The sequence below is a fragment of the Pyxidicoccus fallax genome (assembly GCF_012933655.1).
Taxonomy (GTDB): domain Bacteria; phylum Myxococcota; class Myxococcia; order Myxococcales; family Myxococcaceae; genus Myxococcus; species Myxococcus fallax.
Genome location: NZ_JABBJJ010000253.1, coordinates 1 through 18557 on the forward strand (window position 1 = coordinate 1; position 18557 = coordinate 18557).

The window sequence follows — 18557 nt, forward strand, 5'->3', positions numbered from 1 at the left end:
CTCGCCCTGCGGATGCTCTCCCTCTGGCCCCTGCTGCCCCTGCTGTGGCTGGCCCGGGCGTCCGGCCAGGGACAGCGGCTGTACGACTTCCTCGCCTCGCGCCGGCTCATCGTCCCGGACGCGCGGTGGTCGGCGGCGTGTCCGGCGCGGTGTCCGGCGGCGCGTACTACGCCGGAACGCAGGCGTACAACTACCTGGTGGGCGTCGCGCCGGCGCCGACCGGCTCCATCGCTCCGCTGACCGCGCTGGACTGAGGCTCCCGCTTCCATGAACCCGGGGACCGGCCCGCTCTCACGGGGGCCGGTCCCTTCTCCCAGGCAGGTCCGCCATGCTCCGTCTGCTCGCCCGTTCCGCTCGTGGCGTGGGGCTCGCCGTGCGTGTCTTCACGCTCGCGGGACTCGTCGCCCACTTCGCGCTGACGCTGTTGTACGTGTTCCCTCTCAACCCGGTGAAGATGGAGCTGGGCTTCCTCGCGAACCTCACCATCGGCGCCTATTTCCCGCAGAACTGGAGCCTGTTCGCGCCCACGCCGGTGCAGACCACGCAGGAGCTCCTCGTGCGCTGCCTGAAGGCGGACGAGGTGCCCGCGGACCCGAGCCAGCCCCTGCCCACGGAAGGCTGGGAGGACGTCTCCTCCGCGCACTTCAAGCAGGCCCAGCGGCATCGCCTCTCCTCGTACGAGCGGCTGGTGCGCCCGCTGCAGAACTCGCTGCGCACCTATCTCAACGGCGGGCCGGACCTGTATCCCTTCCACGACGCCTGCGCGAAGGGCGACGCCGAGGCGTGCAAGGTGCGCGACACCGCCCTCAAGCCCCGCCGCGAGCAGGCCGCGCGGATGTTCCGCCGCATCGGCTCCGCCTTCTGCCGCGAGGCCTTCCCCAACGCCACCTTCAGCGCCGTCGCCCTCCGCTTCCGCGAGCGCGGCGCGGTGCCCTGGTCGGCCCGGGCGGACGGACAACCCAAGCTGCAGGACTTCGAGCTGGGCCTCTACAAGCTCGACGAGACGGTCTCGCTTCCCGGCTTCTACGAGGCGGAGGGCACATGAAGACGTTGCTTCGACAGGCATGGGACTGGCTCGCGCTCGAGCCGCACCAGCGGCGGGGCCTGCGGGCGCTGCAGGTGTGTCTGGGATTCATGCTGCTGTTCCGGGCCAGCACGGAAGGCCGCTTCGCGTCCTACCTCTGGGGCCCGCGAGGCATTGGCGAGGGCTCCAGCATCGACTTCCTGAGCGCGCCGGTGGCGCGGCTCGCGGACCGCGTCTACACCGTGGATGTGGGCCCCATGGCGCTGGTGCTGCTGCTGGGCGGCGCGGCCATCTGCCTCATCTTCGGCTGGTCCACTCGCATCGCGACGGCCGTCGCGCTCCTGTCCTCGCTGATGCTCGCGTCGCGGCTGCCGGAGCTGGGCGACGGGGGCGACAACGTGGCCCGCCTGGTGCTGACGTACATGCTGTTCGCGCTGCCGGCCCACAAGGTCCCCAAGCGCGGCTCGCTGGAGGTCTGGCTCCACAACATCGCCATGCTCGCCATCGGGCTCCAGATTGGCGTGCTCTACCTCACCTCGGGCTTCCTCAAGGCCACGGGCGACAAGTGGAGCAACGGCACCGCCCTGTACCTCGTCAGCCAGGTGGAGTGGTTCTCCCATCCGGCGATGCGCCAGCTCTTCCACAACCCCTACCTGACGACGCTCGCGAGCTACACGACGCTCTTCTACCAGCTGTGGTTTCCCGTCGCCGTGCTGACGCGGCTGCGGCTGCCCTTCCTGGCCTTCGGCCTCTTCCTACACGTGGGCATCGCCGGCTTCATGGGCCTCATCTGCTTCTCGCTGGCGATGATGGGGCTGGAATTGTTCCTGGTGACTGACAAGGAATACACGTGGCTGGCGGGCGGGTGGGAGCGCTTGCGCTCGGAGGTGAGGGAGCGGCTGCGCGTCCCGGAGCCCACGGCGGTGCTCTTCATCGACGGCTTCTGTTCGTACTGCCGGCTCACGGGGGAGACGCTGCGGCGGCTGGACTGGCGTGGCAGGCTGGAGGTCGTCTCGTTCCGTGAAGACGACCGCTTCCGGCGGCTGGGGTTGAGCGCGGAGGCACTGGAGCTGCGCATGCATCTGGTGGAGCCACGAAGTGGGCGTGTCTTCGCGGGCTTCGACGCGGTGGAGGCGCTCGCCCTGCGGATGCTCTCCCTCTGGCCCCTGCTGCCCCTGCTGTGGCTGGCCCGGGCGTCCGGCCAGGGACAGCGGCTGTACGACTTCCTCGCCTCGCGCCGGCTCATCGTCCCGGACGCGCGGGCGTGCGGTGAGGGCGCTTGCGCGGTGCCCGCCCGGGCCGCGGCGGAGGAGCGCTGATGTCCGGGGTGGAGCTGAGCGGCCTGTCCTTCCGTCATGGACGCGGTCCCGACGTGCTGGACCAGCTCTCGCTGGAGGCGCGCCCCGGCGAGGTGCTGGGCGTGCTCGGCGTGAATGGCGCGGGGAAGACCACGCTCTTCCGCCTCATCGCCGGCCTGCTGAAGCCGCGCGTGGGGCAGGTGCGGGTGGGCGGCGTCGACGTGGTGGCGAACCGGAGCGAGGCCAGCCGCCGGCTGGGCTTCGTCCCGGACGAGCCGCTGCTCTACCCCCGGCTGAGCGCGCTGGAGAACCTCAACCAGTTCGCCGTGCTGTGGGGTGTCCCCGCCGCGGAGGCGCGCCCCCGCGCGGAGGCGCTGCTGCGCGAGACGGGGCTGTGGGAGGAGCGCAACGCCTGGGTGGAGGGCTACTCGCGCGGCATGCGGCAGAAGGTCGCCATCTGCTGCGCGCTGCTGCACCGGCCCTCCGTGCTGGTGCTGGATGAGCCCTTCAACGGGCTCGACATGGGCGCGGCGCTCTGGCTGCGGGAGCTGCTGCGCGCCCGGGCCTCGGCGGGAGACTGCATCCTGCTGAGCCAGCACCAGCCCGAGGTGTTCGACGCGCTGGTGGACCGGCTCGCGGTGCTGCACCAGGGCCGGGTGGTGGAGCTGCTCGACCGCGCGGAGGTGGCGCGGCGGGGCGGCACGGGGGAGGTCTTCCAGCGCGTCCGTGGAGCCGAGGGGCCGCACGCGGTCCGGGACGAGAGCGCATGAGCTGGGTTGCCGCCGCCACCTGGGAGACGCGTCACGCGCTGCGCCAGCTCCTTCCCTGGCGCTGGGCGCGGTGGCTGCTCGTCCTGCTCGTCCTGGCGCTCGGGGTGGGGCTGTCCGTGCTCGTCCTCTTCATCGCGCCGCCCTCGCCGCGCCCGCTGGAGGTGGGCGTGGTGGCGGGCTTCATGGGCTTCAACCTGCTGCTGGCGACCGGCGCCGCGGGTGTGGGCCTCTCGCGACTGGTGGCGAGGCCTCGAGGGCTGTGGCTGCTGTCGCTGTCCCCCATGGGGGAGCGGTCCGCGCTGCGCGTCGCGCTCGCGCCCACGCTGCTCGCCGCGCTCTGTCCGGTGACACTCGTGGGGCTGCCCTTCGCGCTGCTGGCGTCGCGGGTGGCACCGGCGGTGGCCGCCAGCATGGTGGTGGCGGGCGTGTGCGCGCTGGGGTGGGCCCTGCTGGGCTCCGTCTCCCTCGCGACGCTGCTCGGCCAGCGGTTGGGGAAGGAGCGCGGGGCGCGGGTGTTGGCCGCGCTCTCCGGCTGGCTGGCCTTCATGTCCATGATGGCCTTCGGCGCGCTGGTCCGGTTGGACCTGGGCACGCCCACGCTGGTGATGTTCCTCGTGCTGACGCCCCTGCTGCTGCCGGTGCTCTGGGAGCGGGCCCTGCGCGCCTTCCTGGACATGCTGCGCGGCACGGAGACGCCGCGGACCGCGCCCGAGCCGGCGTGGGGGCGCGGAGGTTGGGCGCGGCTCGTGGGGCGCTCGTCATGGGGCCTCGCGCTGCTGGCCCTCGTCCCCGTGACGGTGGTGGGGTACGGCCAGCCCTCGCTGCGCCGGGCGCTCTGCGCGCTGCTGGCGGTGCAGGGGGTGAGCGCGGTGCTGGAACTCGTCCTCGAGCCGGAGCTCTCCATGCCGGACCGGCTGCGCCTGGCGCCGAGGGGCGCCGTGCTCCGCGCGCGGCTGCTGGCCGTGTGGGGCCTGGCGGCGCTCGTGCCCGCGCTGGCCCTCTGCGCCCTGGTGGGATGGGGGCGCTGGACGTGGCTCGCGACCCTGGCCGGGGCGGGGGCCCTCGTGCCCTTCACCTATTTCATCCGCCCGCGTGGAGCGCGGGTGGTGTGTCAGTTGTTGCTGCTCGCCGTCGCGCTCGCGATGAGCGGGAGCGAAACCGTCGTGGCTGTGCGGGGGGATTGAGAGATGAACCGGAAGCTGGTGACCGCCGTCGCGGTGCTCGCCGCGGCGCTCGCGGGGCTCGTGCTGAGTCAGCAGGAGGAAGCCCACGTCTCGTCTCCCACGCCGGAGCAGGCGTCGGCGCGCCAGGACGAGGCCCGGCCCCTGGCCCGGGCACCGGGGGCTCCGCATGGGGACGGCGCCCCCTCGTTCCTCCACATGGAGGGCGAGGAGCCCGAGGGCGCGCTGCGCCTGGAGGGCCAGGTCATCGACGCCGAGCAGCTGCCCGTCGAGGGCGCGCGGGTGACGCTGAGCACCGTGCCCGCCCGCACCGTGCTCACGGAGCGCAACGGCACCTTCTCCTTCGAGCGGCTCCCTCCCCGGATGTACACGCTGCAGGCCCGGCAGGGCTCGCGGGTGGCGGCCCCGGTGGAGGTCCGGCTGATGCCCACGACGGAGCCCGTCATCCTGGTCCTCCGCCCCTCGGTGCCCGTGGAGGTGTCGGTGCTGGACGCGCGGGAGCGCCGCCCCGTGGAGGGCGCGCGGGTGGACGTCGAGGGACACGAGGACCTCACCACCGTCACCGGCGCCGACGGCAAGGCGCTGCTCCAGGGGCTCGCCGCCGGACGCCACGTCGTGAGGGCCTCGGCGGAGGGGCATGCGCCGGAGCGCGCCACCGTGTTCCACTCGCCCCAGGGGGGAAGCGCCACCCGGGTGACGCTGCTGCTGCACGCTGGCGCCCCCGTCGCGGGCCGCGTCGTGGACGAGGCGGGACAGCCCGTCTCCGGCGCGAGCGTGCGCGCGCTCCGCGCGGACAGCGCGCTGCCCGAGTCGGAGGGCCTGCTGGAGCAGGTGCTCACCGGCGCGGACGGCACCTGGTCCCTGAAGGCGCTGCCCGCGGGCACCTTCCGCTTCACGGCGACCCATGCGGCCTTCGCCCCTTCGCTGTCGGAGCCGGTGACGCTCGACGGCGTGCGCTCTCCGCCGTCCGTCCACATCGTGATGCGGCCGGGCGCCGTCCTGTCCGGGCAGGTGGTGGAGCGCTCGGGCGCGCCGGCTCCCTTCGCGCGCGTGCACGCCCGTCCGGAGGGGCCGGGCGGGCTGCTCGGCACGCGGCACTCGGCCCTCGCGGACGCGAATGGACGCTTCGAGCTGAACGGCCTGCCGCGGGCCCGCTTCAAGGTGGAGGCGCGAGGCGAGCGCGCCTCGTCGCTGCCCCTGGACGTGGACCTGGGCTCGGGCGCGGCGGAGGTGACGCTGCGGCTGGAGGTGGAGGGCGTCATCGCGGGCACCGTCGTGGCCTCGGACGGCGCTCCCGTCACGGGGGCCCAGGTGGTGGCCATTCCGGAGGACCGGGTGGCGCGGTGGGAGCTGGCGGAGTCCCGCATCGGCCGGTACGCGTCGGACGTGAGCGATGGGCAGGGCCGCTTCCGGCTCCAGGGACTGGCGCCGGGGCGCTACCGCCTGCGCGCCTCCCTCCAGCACTCGGTGCGCTCCTCGGCCTTCTGGCTGTCGACGGGCGTGGTGGCCGACGTGGGGCAGGAGGACGTGCGCCTCACCCTCGAAACGCCGGGCACCGTGCGGGGGCGGGTGGCGCTGAAGGACGGCCAGGCGCCCGAGCACTTCTCGGTGGCGCTCTCCCTGTCCCCGCCCGTGGAGTTCCAGGGGACGCAGGGGACCTTCGTGCTCCCGGACGTGCCGGCCGGCGGCCACACGTTGACCGTCCTGGCGCGAGGCGCCGCGCCGCGCATCGTGGAAGGCGTGCGGGTGGAAGCGGGCGAGGACAAGGACCTGGGCCTCGTGGTGCTGGAGCCGGGGCGCAGGCTCGCTGGCGTGGTGCTCGACGCGAATGGCGCGCCCGTCCCCGGGGCGTCCGTGCTCGCTGGCCCGCACCTGCTCGGCAATGGCAGCCAGCCGGGGCCCGCGCCCATGCGGGGCCAGAGTGACGAGGCGGGCCGCTTCGTCCTCACGGGAGGCGGCGAGGAGGCGCTGACGGTGATGGCCGAGCACGCCACGCTGGGCCGCTCCCTGCCTCTCGCCGTGGCGGCGGGGGCGGCCTCGGACTCGCTGGAGCTGACGCTGAGGCCGCTCGCGGGCCTGGAGGGGACGGTGACGAGTGAGGGCCAGCCCGCGGGCAACGTGGCGGTGGTGGCGGCGCCGCGCGGCAGCAGCACGGGCCGCTTCATGGTGGTGACGCAGGCGGACGGCCGCTACCGCTTCGACCGCCTCTCCCAGGGCGAGTACGTGGTGACGGCGGCGCTCCGCGAGGGCTCGACGGGGCAGCTGCTCCAGAGCGTGCTGACGCAGGTGGACGGGCGCGGCGCGCCGCTGGACATCCGCGTGGAGCAGGGGACGCAGTCGCTGCCCATCCGCGTGCTCGAAGCGGACGGGCGGCCCCTCCAGTACGCCCAGGTCTACCTGAGCACGGGCCCGCTGCGGGCCGCCACCCTGGGCCAGCTCGAGACGGTGCTGGCGAGCCGTGGCGCCGGGCAGACGCGCATCCTGCTGCTGATGAATGGCCAGCCGCTGACGGCGACGCGGCTGGTGCCCGGGGCCTACACGCTGTGCGTGGTGCCGGTGCGCGGCAACCTGGATGACCCGGCCTGGGTCCAGCGCGTGCGCGACGGGGCGAGCCAGCTCCCGGTGTCCTGCGAGCCCGTGGAGGTGGGCGCCACCGGCACGCCCCGGCCCGTGGAGCACCGGCTGCCCTCCGTCCCGAGCCACTGAGCCCGGGACGTGAAGCGCGCGTGCCGAGTCAGTGCACGGACCAGCGCTCGGCGATTTCCTCGCACGCGAGCACCACGTCACTGAGCCGGCGGATGTGGGCGCGGGGCGCGGTGTAGATGGTGCCGGCGAAGACATCCACCACCTGGATGAGCCGGTGGTCACACGGGCCGAGCTGGCACAGGTGCTGCTCCGCGAAGCGCTGCAGCATCGTGCCGATGTACTGACCCGAGCGCTCGTCCAGCGGGTGGTGCTTGGCGAAGTAGAGCTTCATCAATCCCACACGCGCGTTGCCGTGTTTGTCCATGCGCTGGAGCACCACCTCCGGACGCACGCTGATGGTGACGCCCGCCATCTCCAGCACGGGCGGCTCGGCGCCCACCGCGCTGATGACGGTGTCCTCCAGGTTCAGCCACGGCACCAGGTCCGCGAAGCGCTCGAGCGCCTCCGAGCACAGCTGCAGGCGCTGCGCCTCGAACTCCGTCTGGGGCACGCTGCACGCGAAGCGGCGCTGGTGCTCGCGGAGGATGGACAGGTCCAGGCCCCGGCACAGGAAGTCGGTAATCGCGTGCGACGCTTCCGGGTAGCGCAGGTACTGCTGCTCCGGAGGGTGCTTCTGGTCGTAGATGATGCGCTTCCGACGCGCGGGCGAGGCGGTGAGGTACTCACCCAGCTTGTTGACTGAGACACGCGGCAGTTCACGGATTTCCGCCATGGAAATGCTCCCCCTGGGTGCTGGCGAATGAGCACACAGTACAGAGGGGGTCTGACAGTCTTGAGACAGCGTGAGTGCTTGAAATCACGGGCCTGACGGGCCACGTCGGTCGCGGTTGGAAGACGCGACGTCGCGGGGTGGCCGGGGCGCCACGGCGTGCGGGCTTTCGGCATGGAGGAGGGGAGGACCCCGGAGGTCCAGGGGGAGATCATCGCCCCGGAGGGGGCGGATCATCCGAAAGGGATTGCAGGGACTGGAGGCCGTGCGGCGTGGGGCGGCCGGGCGCTCCAGGCGGGGCAGACACCTGGAGCGCCCTTCCGTTGGGGTGCGGGAGTTACTCCTCGCCGGGTTTGCGATCCGGATAGGCGGACCAGTAGACGTCGGGCAGCGGGTTGGTGCCGGCGTCGCTGCGCGGGCCGTCGCCGTCCGGAATCTCGTCGAGGATGGCGCCCGGGGTGCGCTCGGTCGGGTCGATGGTGTGCGGGTGCGCTTCCTGGTGCCGGTCCTCGCCGGGGGCCGGGGTGCGCGTGCCGGTGCGCTCGTGGCCTTCTTTCTCCTGGGCCTCGTGCCGGGGGCCCTTCGCGTTCCCGTAGTAGTCCTCTGGGGCCTGGATGCCTGGCTGCTTGTTGTCGCGCTCGGCCATGATGGATTCCTCCGTTCCTCTACGGTCGTGCCTGGGAATGCGTGCGGCAATGGGACCTGTTGGCGCGCCGTGACGTCTGGAGGGCAGGCAGGCAGGCGGCGCGGGCCGGATGTCACGGAGGCGGGAAGCTGAAGCCCTCGAAGCTCCCGGGGACCTCGTCGTCACCGACGTTGCCCGAGTTGCCCGTGTGGCCGAGCTGGTAGGAGCTGCCCACGCCCCAGCACAGCCCCTTCCCATTCGAGAGCAGGGCGCAGTTGTAGTTGGCACCCGAGGTGATGAAGCTCGCGAGGTGGCCACCCAGGTTGATGGGATTGTTGGGGGGCGTGGTCTGCGAGCCGGTGTTGCCCAGCCCGCACTGGCCGGAGGTGCTCAGCCCCCAGCACTTGATGCCGCCCGAGCTCAGCACCGCGCAGGTGTGGTTGTTGCCGGTGGAGACCTGGAGGGCCCTGAGGCCGGCGCCCAGGTTCACCTCGGCCGGCACGAGCACCGAGCCCGTGGTCGAGCCAGCTCCCACCTGCCCGGAGCTGCCCAGTCCCCAGCAGCGCACGGTGCCCGTCTCCATCAGGGCGCAGGTGTGACTGCCTCCCGCCGCGAGCTGGAGCACGCTCCCGGACATGGGGATATCTCCCGCGGAGGAGGGCTGCTCGTTGTCGCCGATGTGATTGAGGTTGTTGTAGCCGAGCTGCCCCGAGCCTCCCTGGCCCCAGCACCGCGCCTTGCCGGAGACCAGCAGGGCACAGGTATGGCTGCCGCCCGCGACGATGTCCTGCACGGGGGCGCCGACCTGCACGTCCACCAGTGGGTCCTCGTCATCTCCCACGTTCGTCGTGCCGCTGTAGCCGAGCCGGCCGTTGGCGCCATGGCCCCAGCAGCGCACCCGGCCCGTGTTGAGCAGGGCGCAGGTGTGCGAGTCCCCGGCGGTGATGCGCACGGCGCGGGTACCCAGGTTGACGTGGCCCACGCTGGCCACGGCCTCGTCGTCTCCGATGTTGCGCGTGTGGCCGTAGCCGAGCTGGCCCTGGTTGTTCAGGCCCCAGCACCGCACGGAGCCGCTGCTCAGCAGGGCGCAGGTGTGTCCACTTCCCAGGGCGAGCTGCACCACCTTCTCCGTGGCTGGCAGGGGGACGGGGCCCTTGCTCGCGGCCGGCTCGTTGTCACCCACGGTCTCCGTGTTGCCGTACCCCAGCCTCCCGCTGGCGCCGCTGCCCCAGCAGCGCACGGTGCCGTCATGGAGGAGCGCGCAGGTGTGCGCGTCCCCCGCGCGAAGCTGGGCGATGTCATGGCCTCCGCCGGACTGCACCGGCAGGTCCGGGAACTGGTTGGGGCCGAGCACGTACTTCACGGTGGTCTTCCCGTTGTCGCCGTCCGTCACCTCCAGCGACAGCGTGCCCTGCAGCCCGGTGGCGTAGTGGAGGAGCACGGTGGGGTTGGTCTGCGCGGTGAAGACGGGAGTGGGGGAGGCGGTCCCCAGCGGCGTGAAGCTCCACGCGTAGGAGAGCGCGCTGGCGGGGCCGTCATCCGCGACGCCGGCCTTCCAGGTGACCTCGGTGGTGCCCGGCGCGCGGCTGGCCTCCAGGCGGGTGATGGTGGGGTTGAAGACCACGCGCACGGTGGTGCCGAGCGAATCGCCGCCCGTCTCCGGCGGCACGACGCGCGTGCGGAAGGTGGTGCTCACGGAGTGGCCCGCCAGGTTGGTGACGCTCAGGACGTGCGTGAACTCCGTGGTGCTGGCGAGCGTGGCGGGCGGCGTGTAGCGGACGACGAAGGCGCCCGAGGTGCCCGCCAGGGTGAAGCCGCCGCTGGCGGGCAGGAAGGAGCCTCCGCCGGACGCGGCGGTGAGCGAGTAGGTGAGCGGCGCGTTGCTGGTGGCCTCCACGAAGACGGTGATGTTGCCACCCTGGCCGAACACGAAGTCGCCCGGGAGGCTGATTCGCCAGATGCGCGGCAGGAGGACGGTGGCGCCGTCGTTGTCCGCCGCCAGGGTGATGGCCACCGTCTCCCGGTCCGTGAGGAGCGTCTGCGTGGTGGTGCCCCGGAAGAGCAGGGTGCCCGCCGCGTCGTACGCGCTCGCGACGAACGTGAGGGAGCGGCTCTGGGGGAGCGAGGGGAGCTGACCGGACCAGCCGGTGGGGGTGGGCACCAGGTCGAAGTTGATGAAGTAGGCGTTGTTCGTCACCGCGTCCTTCACGTCGACGCGGATGCTGGTGACGTCCGCGAAGGAGTACCCCAGCGCGGACACGCCGCCACCCGGGTGCGTGGACATCGCCGAGGGGCGGTCGGGCCGGGCCTCCTGCGAGGGCTCCGCCGCCGTGATGACGAGGGTGACGGAGGCGGTGGGAAGCGGCTCCTCGGACTCTCCCGGACCGCTGCACCCGGGGGTGGTCGAGGCGACGGTCAGCAGGGCGGCGATGGCGACGAGCCAGCTTCGGCGGCCGGGGAATGTGGTGGGCGTCATGGGCGGGACTCCTTCACGGGAAACGGGCACGGGCCTCGGGCGCCCTCCGCGTTCCCACGCGGGCGGGGACGGGAGGAGGCGCGAGGCCGGGCCGGGCGAGAGGGGAGCGGGAGCCTCCAGGCGGCGGGCCCCCGCTCCATGGACGTGAAGCGGACTACGGCGCGGGCGTCGGCGGCAGGAGCTGGACGTCGGTGGCGGGCAGCTCGTTGTCGCCGATGTCCACCGTGCCGCCGAGGCCGAGCTGGCCATAGAGGCCCAGGCCCCAGCAGCGGGCCTTGCCCGTGCTCAGCAGGGCGCAGGTGTGGGCATCGCCCGCGGTGAGCTGGTAGGCGGTGGCGCCGTCCAGGTTCACGGTGGTGGCGGGCGGCGCGGACTGCGAGGTGCGGTTGCCATAGCCGAGCCGCCCGTTCTCGCCGTAGCCCCAGCACTTGACGCCGCCGGTATCCAGCAGCGCGCAGGTGTGGTTGCCACCCGCGGCCACCTGGAGCGCCCGGGTGGTGGGCGTACCCAGGTTCACGTCACCCGCGCTGGTGGGCAGGTAGACGCTGGCGCCGGCGCCGCTGAGGCCGTAGCCGAGCTGGCCGTGATGGCCGTAGCCCCAGCAGCGGACCCGGCCCGTGTTGAGCAGGGCGCACGTGTGGTAGGTGCCCCCGGAGAGCTGCAGCACGGGGCCGCCCACCGTCACGTTCCCCACGCTGGAGGGGTTCTCGTTGTCGCCGACGTTGGCGGAGCTGCCGTAGCCGAGCTGGCCGAGATCTCCATAGCCCCAGCAGCGCACGTTGCCGTCGGTGAGGAGCGCGCACGTGTGGTAGCCGCCCGCGGCGATGTCCTGGACGGGAGCGCCCACGTCCACGTCGCCCGCGCGCCAGGGCTGCTCGTTGTCGCCGATGGTGTTGATGTTGCCGTAGCCGAGCTGGCCGTACTGGTTGCGTCCCCAGCAGCGCACCTTCTGCGTGTCCATCAGGGCACAGGTGTGCTCATGGCCCGCGGAGAGCTTCACCGCGTTGCCGCCCAGGTTGACGTAGCCGAAGCTGGCGATGGGCTCGCCATCACCCAGGTGCTGGGTGGTGTTGTAGCCGAGCTGGCCGAACTGGTTGTTGCCCCAGCAGCGCACCAGGCCGTTGTCCAGCAGCGCGCAGGTGTGGTTGCCGCCCGTGGCGAGCCTCGTGCCCGGGTTCAGCATCGCCACGTCTCCCGCCATGTAGGGCAGGTTGGTGGAGGTGGTGCCCACGGGGAGCGTGTTGCCGTAGCCGAGCTGGCCCAGGTGGTTGCGGCCCCAGCAGCGCAGCGTGCCGTTGTTGAAGAGGGCGCACGTGTGGTTTTCACCCGCGCGGATGGTGTGGATGCCGGTGAGGGGGCTGGCGACCGTGGGGTCATCCGGGAACTGGTCCGGCGTCAGCGTGTACTCCAGCGTGGTGGTGCCGCCGTTGCCGTCCGTCACCGCCAGGGTCAGCAGGCCGCGCACGCTCGTCGTGTAGTTCTGGAGCACGGTGGGGTTGGTCTGCGCGGTGAGGATGGGCGCCGGGTCCTGGGCCTCCGCGGGCGTGAAGCCCCACGCGTAGGTGAGCGCGTCGGCCGGGCCGTCATCCGCCACGGTCGCCGTGAAGGTGACGTTGCCCGTGCCCACCAGCCGGTTGCCGTCCAGGCCGTTGATGACCGGGTTGAAGAGCACCGTGACGTCGGTGTTGTTGACGCCCGGGGTCGTCCCGCCCGGCTTCACCTTCGTCTTGAAGGTGGTGGTGACGGAGTGTCCGGCCTCGTTGGTCACCTTCACCGTGTGGACGAACTCGGACTGCGTGGACACGGCGCCCGGCACGTACTGGCTGACGAAGGTGCCGCTGGTGGCCAGCAGGGTGATGCCGCCGTTGACGGGGAAGAAGGCGCCGCCGCCGCTCGCCGGGGCCGTGCTGATGGCGTAGGTGAGGCGCTCGCCGGTGTTCGCCTCGACGAGGAAGCTGATGTTGCCAGGCTGCCCGGAGGTGAAGGTGCTGGGGATGCTGATGCGCTTGACGCGCGGCAGCGCGATTTCCGCGCCGTCATTGCTGGGGGCCAGGCGGATGGCGACGTCGGAGAAGTCCGCGGTGAGCTCCTGGTCCGTGCTGCCGCTGAACAGCGGCAGCGTGGTGCTCTGGGCACCGTGGGCCCGGGCGAAGAAGGTCAGCACCTTGCCGCGAGGCAGGAAGGGGAGGGTGCCGGTCCACTGGGTGGTGTTGGGCGTCTGGGTGAGCTCGAAGTTGATGAAGAGCGGCGTCTGGCCCTGTCCCTGCTCGTAGACGTCCACGACGATGCGGACCACGTCCTGGGCCCGGAACGCCTGGGCGGACACGCCGCCGGGCCGGGACTCGGCCGTGGCCTCGTCGATGTTGATGCGGAAGCGGGCCTCGGCGGTCTGCCCCTGTTCCTCCACGACGGGCGGCTCCGCGGGCTTCGATTCGCCGCAGCCCATTCCCATCCACGGCGCGGACAGCAGCGTGAGCACGGCCCCGAGCACTCCCCGGAAACGGACGGAACTGCCTGATGGCTTCTTCATGGTTTCTCCTTGTGTGACATTGCGGTGCGGCGGTGTGCTCAATCCCTTGCGGCGGGCACACGACTCCCGTGACGGACCGGCGGGCGGTCCGGAAAAGACACGCCTCCCACACCGCGGTTCGCGGCAGGGGGCTTCATCGGCTGCTCAGGGACACGTCTCCCGTTACCGCGGAGGCGGTCCGGTGACTTCGGACCCAGTCCGGCCCTTCGCCTCCCTACGGAGTGAGGCGTGGCCGGCTGGTATCGAGTGCTGGAATGTGGATGTCCCCCTCGTCATGAAGCAGTCGGCCCGGGCCCGGAATGTGAGGCGGGTACATGCTGCTGAAGATTGTTTTACTTTACATTCAAATTGGCTGTCTTTGCAAGTGCGGGCGACGTGTCGCCTGGTCCTTCCGGTAGGTGCTTGGCACCTGTTTCTGGGTTGCTGGTGTCTTCTGTCTGGGTGGCGAGGTGCCAGTCTTTGGGCGGGCATCGTCCCCTGGGCCGCTCTCCAGGCGGGCGTGTGGAGGGGGCTGGGGTAGACTCGGCGCGGGTCGAGGCCCGCACGGGGGAACGCCGATGCAAGAGCAGTCCGAGGAGACGACATCCACCATCACGGGGCCGCTGCTCCACCTGGGCTGCTCCAACTGTGGCGCGCGGCTGGTGGTGGAGCCCTCGATGCGGACGATGCGGTGCCCGTACTGCGCCGCGCCTTCCGTGCTGGAGCGCCCTCCCGTGCCGGGCGTGCCCGAGCCCACCTTCGCGCTGGGCTTCACCGTCACCCACGTGGCCGCCCGCGAGCACGTGGCTTACTGGTTGAAGACGCGCAGCCGCTTCACGCGCACCGGCATCCGCACCGCCCGGCCCGGGGAGGTGCGCGGCGTCTACGTGCCCGCGTACCTCTACAGCGTCCTGGCCCACTCGCGCTTCCGTGCGTCCATCGGCGAGAACTACCAGGAGCAGGAGACGTACACGACGACGGAGAACGGCAAGACGGTGACGCGCACCCGCACGGTGACGCGCACCGAGTGGCGCCCCTTGAACGGCGAGCTGTCCGGGTACGTGGCGGACGTGCTCGTCACCGCGTCCACGGGCCTGCGCAACGAGGAGCTGGAAGCGCTGGAGCCCTTCGACCTGCGCGGGCTGGCCCGGTACACGCCGGCGCTCATCTCCGGCTGGGTGGCCGAGGAGCCGTCCCTCACCCACGAGCAGTGCCTGGAGCTGGCGCGCAAGGAGGCCGTGGAGCGCGTGGGTGGGAAGCTGGCGCAATTCATGCCCGGCGACTCGCACACTGACTTGGAACACCAGTCACGTCTGGAATGGGAGGCGCTGGACGTGTGCCTCCTGCCCGTCTGGGTGCTCGCCGTGCGCTACGCGGAAGACGCCCCGCCGCTGCGGGTGCTCGTCAATGGACAGACAGGCGAGGTGGTGGGCAAGGCGCCCCTGTCCCCGTGGAAGGTGACCGCCGCCGTGCTCGCGCTGCTCCTGCTGGTGGCGGTGGGGTACCTGCTGGCCTCGGGAGGTGGGCGATGAGCACGGCCACGCCGGAAGTGGCGCCGTGCCGCCGGTGCGCGAGCGCCTTGGAGGCGGAGGACCTGCGCTGCCCCATCTGCGGGTTGATGACGCCTCCGCGGGCGCACGGCACGGTGGAGCGCGAGACGGCGAAGGTGGTGCGCTGCGAGAACTGCGGCGCGTCGGTGGAGTACTCCGTCGAGGCGAAGGCGCCGAGGTGCGACTACTGCGGCTCGGTGACGCGGGTGGAGACGACGGTGGACCCGGTGGAGCAGGCGCAGGCCTACCTGCCCTTCACCGTGGACCCGGAGGCGGCACGCGCGGCGCTGATGGGCTTCCTGGGGAAGGGCGGCTTCTTCCGTCCGTCGGGGCTGGCGCGGGAGGCCTCGGTCGAGTCGATGCGCCCGCTGTGGTGGCCGGCGTGGAGCTTCCGCGCGGGCGTGGACGTGAGCTGGACGGCGGACTCGGACGCGGGGGCAAGGCGCTCGGACTGGGCGCCGCACGCGGGGCGCACGCGCTTCGACTTCGACGACATCATCGTGCCGGCCTCGCGCGGGCTGAAGGTGAAGGAGTGCGAGGCGCTGGCCCCGCACTACCGGCGGGACACGGAGGAGCGTGAGCCGCGAGGGCCCGAGGGCGCCAACATCGAGCGCTTCGAGGCGACGCGCTCGGGGGCGCGGCGCACGGTGCTGGAGACGGTGGAGCGGCTGTCGCGCGAGCGGCTCCAGCAGGGCGTCATTCCGGGGCGCCGCTTCCGGAACGTCCATGTCGCCGTGGCCCTCTCCAGCCTGTACACCACGCGGCTCGCGCTGCCCGTGTACGTGCTCGCGTACCGCTACCGCGACAAGGCGTATCGCGTGCTGGTGCACGGGCAGGAGGCCGGCGCCGTCTTCGGCGAGGCGCCCATCTCCAAGTGGCGCGTGGCGGCGGTGGTGGCAGGGGTGCTCCTCCTCGTGCTCGTGGCGCTGCTGGCCACCGGGGTGCTGGGCTCGTGAGGAATCAGGGCTCGGAGTCCTCGGGCTCGCCCGGCGGGGGCTGCTCCGCCGGACGCTCGGACGTTCGTGCCTCCGCCACGGGCTCCCGCGCCGGTTCCTCGGGCTCCAGCGCCACCGCGGCCTCCTCGGCCGTCAGCTCCGCCGGGTGCAGGCCGCCTTCGAGCAGCTCCGCCTGATTGCGCCGGCTCGTCGCCGCCGCGGCGGCCTGGGCCAGCTCCTCCGCCGCCTCGTGTCGCCCGTAGCCCGGCGCGTGGGCACGCAGCCACGCCCGCAGCGCGCCCGCCATCTCCGCTCCCGAGGAGAACCGCTGCGCCGGGTCCTGCCGCAGCGCCCGTATCACCAGAACGACCAGCTCCGCCGGCACGCCCGTCGCGAGCAGCTCCACGTCCTGGGGCGCCAGCCGCACCATCCTCGCCGCCACCTCGTTCACCGGCATCCACGTCGGCCCCTGGGACTCCAGCGGCGGCGCCTCCGTGCCGTCCGCGTTCGTGAGCGGCGGCACCGGCTCCGTGTCCGCCACCATCAGCGGGTGCCGGCCCGCCAGCACCTCCAGCAGCACCAGCCCCAGCGAGAACAGGTCCGAGCGTGCGTCCACCGCCACCCGTCGCAGCGCCTCCGGTGACGCGTAGGCGATGTCGCCCTTCACCAGCGGGCGGCTCGTCACCTCGCGCCCCGTCAGCGAGGACATCGCCGCCGTGAAGTTCGTCAGCTTCACCTCGCCGTGCACGCCCACCCGGATGTTTCGCGGGCTCACGTCCCGGTGGACGATGTGCAGCGGCCGGTTCAGGTCGTCCGTCAGGACGTGCGCGTGGTGCAGCGCCTCCGCCACCTCCGCCGCCACGTACGCGGCGAAGGCCGGGGACATCGGCTGGCGCCGCATGGCCGCCAGGTTCAGCACCGTGTCGAGCGAGCGCCCCTCCACGTACTCCATCACCAGGTGCGGAGCGCCCCGGTACAGCTTCAGGTGGTGCACCTTGGCGATGCCGGGGTGGTTGAGCCGGAACGTCAGCTCCACCTCTTCAATCAGGCGCCGGCGCTCCACGAAGGTGGCCGGGTTGCTCAGCCGCTTCACCACCACCGGGCCGCCGAGGCCGCCCCGGTAGCGCCGCCGCGCCAGCATCAGCAGTTCGCCGGTGGAGCGCACCTCCAGCTTGCGCACGAACTCGAACGCCGTGCCTCCCACGCTGAACAGCACGCGCGGCCGGCTCGGGCCTCCAGGAACCTCTTCGGTCGTCGTCTCGGGCGTTCTCATCTCCTGCCTCTCAACCTGTGAAGTCAATCGGTGGGTGATGGACCCATGAGGTAACACGAATCGCACCCCGCAGGGAACCTCCCAAGTAGAATGAATGCCGATGAACCTCCTGGGTGGGGACCTCCCGCGTCCAGTTGACCGTCTGGAGTCCCGCGGTACTCCGGTGTCATGAGTTACACCCGCAGCCGGCCTGCCTGACGGCCACTGACCCCACAGAGGAGACATGCATGCGGAGCGGTACACGGTTCGATTGGAGGCTTCACGTGGTGGGAGCGCTGCTCACCGTGGGGCTGATGGCCTGCGGGGGCGCGCCCGCGGAGGGCGCGGAGCTCTCGACGGACGCCTCCCCCCTGGCGTCCGGGACGGCGGAGGCCGTGGACATCCGCGTCCGGCTCGAGTCCATCCCCGGCCTCACCATCCTGAGTGACACGGAGGAGAACGGGTTCCGCTTCTTCATCCTCGACTACGAGCAGCCGGTGGACCACCGCCACCCGGCGGGGGCGCGCTTCCAGCAGCGCCTGTCGCTGATGCACCGCTCGACGTCGGCGCCCATGGTGCTGGACACGGAGGGCGCCGAGCTCTTCGCCGAGCCCGTCCCCAGCGAGCCCGCCGACCTGCTCCAGGGCAACCAACTGGCGGTGGAGCACCGCTTCTTCGGCACCTCGCGGCCGGAGTCGCTGGACTGGAGCAAGCTGACGGTGTGGCAGGCTGCGGCGGATGCCCACCGCGTCGCCGAGGCCTTCAAGCCCCTGTACCGGGGCCGCTGGCTGTCCACCGGCGTCTTCAAGGGCGGCACGGCCGCGCTGACCCACCGCTTCTTCTTCCCGGGAGACGTCGTCGCCACCGTGCCCTACTCGGCGCACCATGCCCGCGGTCTCACCGACGAGCGCCATGCGCGCTTCCTCCGCACGCAGGCGGGCGACGCGGCCTGCCGCGAGAAGCTGGAGGCGGTGCAGCGGGCCGCCCTCACCCGGCGCGAGGCGCTGCGGCCCTTCGTGGAGGCGCTCGCGGAGCAGGGCTTCACCTTCGACGTGCTGGGCGCGGACCGGGCTTTGGAGTTCGCCGTCGTCGAGCTGCCCTTCGGCTTCTGGGAGTTCTACGGCTTCTACTGGAGCTGTGACGACATCCCCGCTCCGGACGTCTCCGACGCGGAGCTGTTCGGCTTCATCAGCTTCGTCGCGGCCCCGGAGTTCGTCCACTCCGACCAGGCACTGGAGGCGTCGGCGCCCCTCTACTACCAGCGGGCCACGCAGCTCGGGGGCCCGGGCTACCCGCAGGCGCACCTGTGGCCGCTGCTGCGCTACCCGGGCCAGGACGTGGCCACGCGCTACCCGCCGTATGGCGTGCCGAAGCACTACGAGCCGTGGACCCTGGTGGTGTAGCCCCCTGAAGAGTCGGACAGGCTCGTTCGGCTAGAAAGCGAGTCTGACGATGGAGAAGAAGAGCCAAGAGGGAGCCCCGGAGGGGGCCGAGGGGAGCAAGCGTCGCCGGCGGTACTCGG

At 72.1% G+C, this 18557-nt stretch carries 14 protein-coding genes; 9 read left to right on the forward strand and 5 right to left on the reverse strand.

Translation table 11 applies throughout. The features are described from left to right. From HG543_RS54725 to HG543_RS37795, 6 genes are all read left to right on the forward strand, one after another. Positions 1-240: hypothetical protein (locus HG543_RS54725; protein ID WP_211194419.1), on the forward strand; the 240-nt coding region annotated here is incomplete at its 5' end. A gap of 88 nt (positions 241-328) precedes the next feature. Then, on the forward strand, positions 329-1045 hold the full coding sequence (locus HG543_RS37775) for a DUF5819 family protein (protein ID WP_169349781.1): 717 nt from the start codon (positions 329-331) through the stop codon (positions 1043-1045). Next, entirely contained in the window at positions 1042-2343 is a 1302-nt protein-coding gene (locus HG543_RS54730; protein ID WP_211194420.1) for a DCC1-like thiol-disulfide oxidoreductase family protein, read from the forward strand. Before HG543_RS37775 ends, HG543_RS54730 begins: the two co-directional genes overlap by 4 nt. Then, positions 2343-3092 carry an ABC transporter ATP-binding protein gene (locus HG543_RS37785; RefSeq protein ID WP_169349782.1) on the forward strand — a complete coding sequence of 250 codons (750 nt, stop codon included), beginning with the start codon at positions 2343-2345 and terminating at the stop codon, positions 3090-3092. The genes HG543_RS54730 and HG543_RS37785 overlap by 1 nt, the downstream gene beginning before the upstream one ends. Then, entirely contained in the window at positions 3089-4276 is a 1188-nt protein-coding gene (locus HG543_RS37790; protein WP_169349783.1) for a hypothetical protein, read from the forward strand. Before HG543_RS37785 ends, HG543_RS37790 begins: the two co-directional genes overlap by 4 nt. Before the next feature lie 3 nt (positions 4277-4279). Continuing rightward, positions 4280-6979 carry a carboxypeptidase-like regulatory domain-containing protein gene (locus HG543_RS37795; RefSeq protein WP_169349784.1) on the forward strand — a complete coding sequence of 900 codons (2700 nt, stop codon included), beginning with the start codon at positions 4280-4282 and terminating at the stop codon, positions 6977-6979. Positions 6980-7007: 28 nt separating this feature from the next. On the opposite strand, the gene HG543_RS37800 is transcribed toward HG543_RS37795, so the two are convergent. The 4 genes from HG543_RS37800 to HG543_RS37815 all read right to left on the reverse strand — a co-directional run bounded on the left by HG543_RS37800 (position 7008) and on the right by HG543_RS37815 (position 13319). Next, a complete protein-coding gene (locus tag HG543_RS37800; protein WP_169349785.1) occupies positions 7008-7691 on the reverse strand; it encodes a hypothetical protein in 684 nt (227 codons plus the stop codon). A 334-nt stretch (positions 7692-8025) separates the two neighbouring features. Next, on the reverse strand, positions 8026-8334 hold the full coding sequence (locus tag HG543_RS37805) for a hypothetical protein (RefSeq protein ID WP_171818441.1): 309 nt from the start codon (positions 8332-8334) through the stop codon (positions 8026-8028). 112 nt (positions 8335-8446) lie between these two features. Beyond that, positions 8447-10789 (reverse strand): RCC1 domain-containing protein, encoded by a 2343-nt coding sequence (locus HG543_RS37810; RefSeq protein ID WP_169349786.1) that lies wholly within the window; start codon positions 10787-10789, stop codon positions 8447-8449. A 154-nt stretch (positions 10790-10943) separates the two neighbouring features. Beyond that, positions 10944-13319, reverse strand: a complete 2376-nt coding sequence (locus tag HG543_RS37815; RefSeq protein ID WP_169349787.1) for an RCC1 domain-containing protein — start codon at positions 13317-13319, stop codon at positions 10944-10946. Positions 13320-13876: 557 nt separating this feature from the next. Between HG543_RS37815 and HG543_RS37820 the strand changes: the two genes are divergently transcribed. Together HG543_RS37820 and HG543_RS37825 are read left to right on the forward strand one after the other, a co-directional pair. Beyond that, positions 13877-14830 carry a TFIIB-type zinc ribbon-containing protein gene (locus HG543_RS37820; RefSeq protein ID WP_171818584.1) on the forward strand — a complete coding sequence of 318 codons (954 nt, stop codon included), beginning with the start codon at positions 13877-13879 and terminating at the stop codon, positions 14828-14830. Further along, complete coding sequence (locus HG543_RS37825; RefSeq protein ID WP_169349788.1) at positions 14827-15804, forward strand: TFIIB-type zinc ribbon-containing protein; 978 nt, start codon at positions 14827-14829, stop codon at positions 15802-15804. Before HG543_RS37820 ends, HG543_RS37825 begins: the two co-directional genes overlap by 4 nt. A 4-nt stretch (positions 15805-15808) precedes the next feature. On the opposite strand, the gene HG543_RS37830 is transcribed toward HG543_RS37825, so the two are convergent. Then, the gene (locus HG543_RS37830) at positions 15809-17056 is read right to left on the reverse strand and encodes a serine/threonine-protein kinase (RefSeq protein ID WP_171818585.1); all 1248 of its coding nucleotides are present in this window, start codon (positions 17054-17056) and stop codon (positions 15809-15811) included. 227 nt (positions 17057-17283) lie between these two features. Here HG543_RS37830 and HG543_RS37835 point away from each other — a divergent pair, with 227 nt between their 5' ends. Further along, the gene (locus HG543_RS37835; RefSeq protein ID WP_169349789.1) at positions 17284-18438 is read left to right on the forward strand and encodes an alpha/beta hydrolase family protein; all 1155 of its coding nucleotides are present in this window, start codon (positions 17284-17286) and stop codon (positions 18436-18438) included. Positions 18439-18557: the final 119 nt, after the last annotated feature.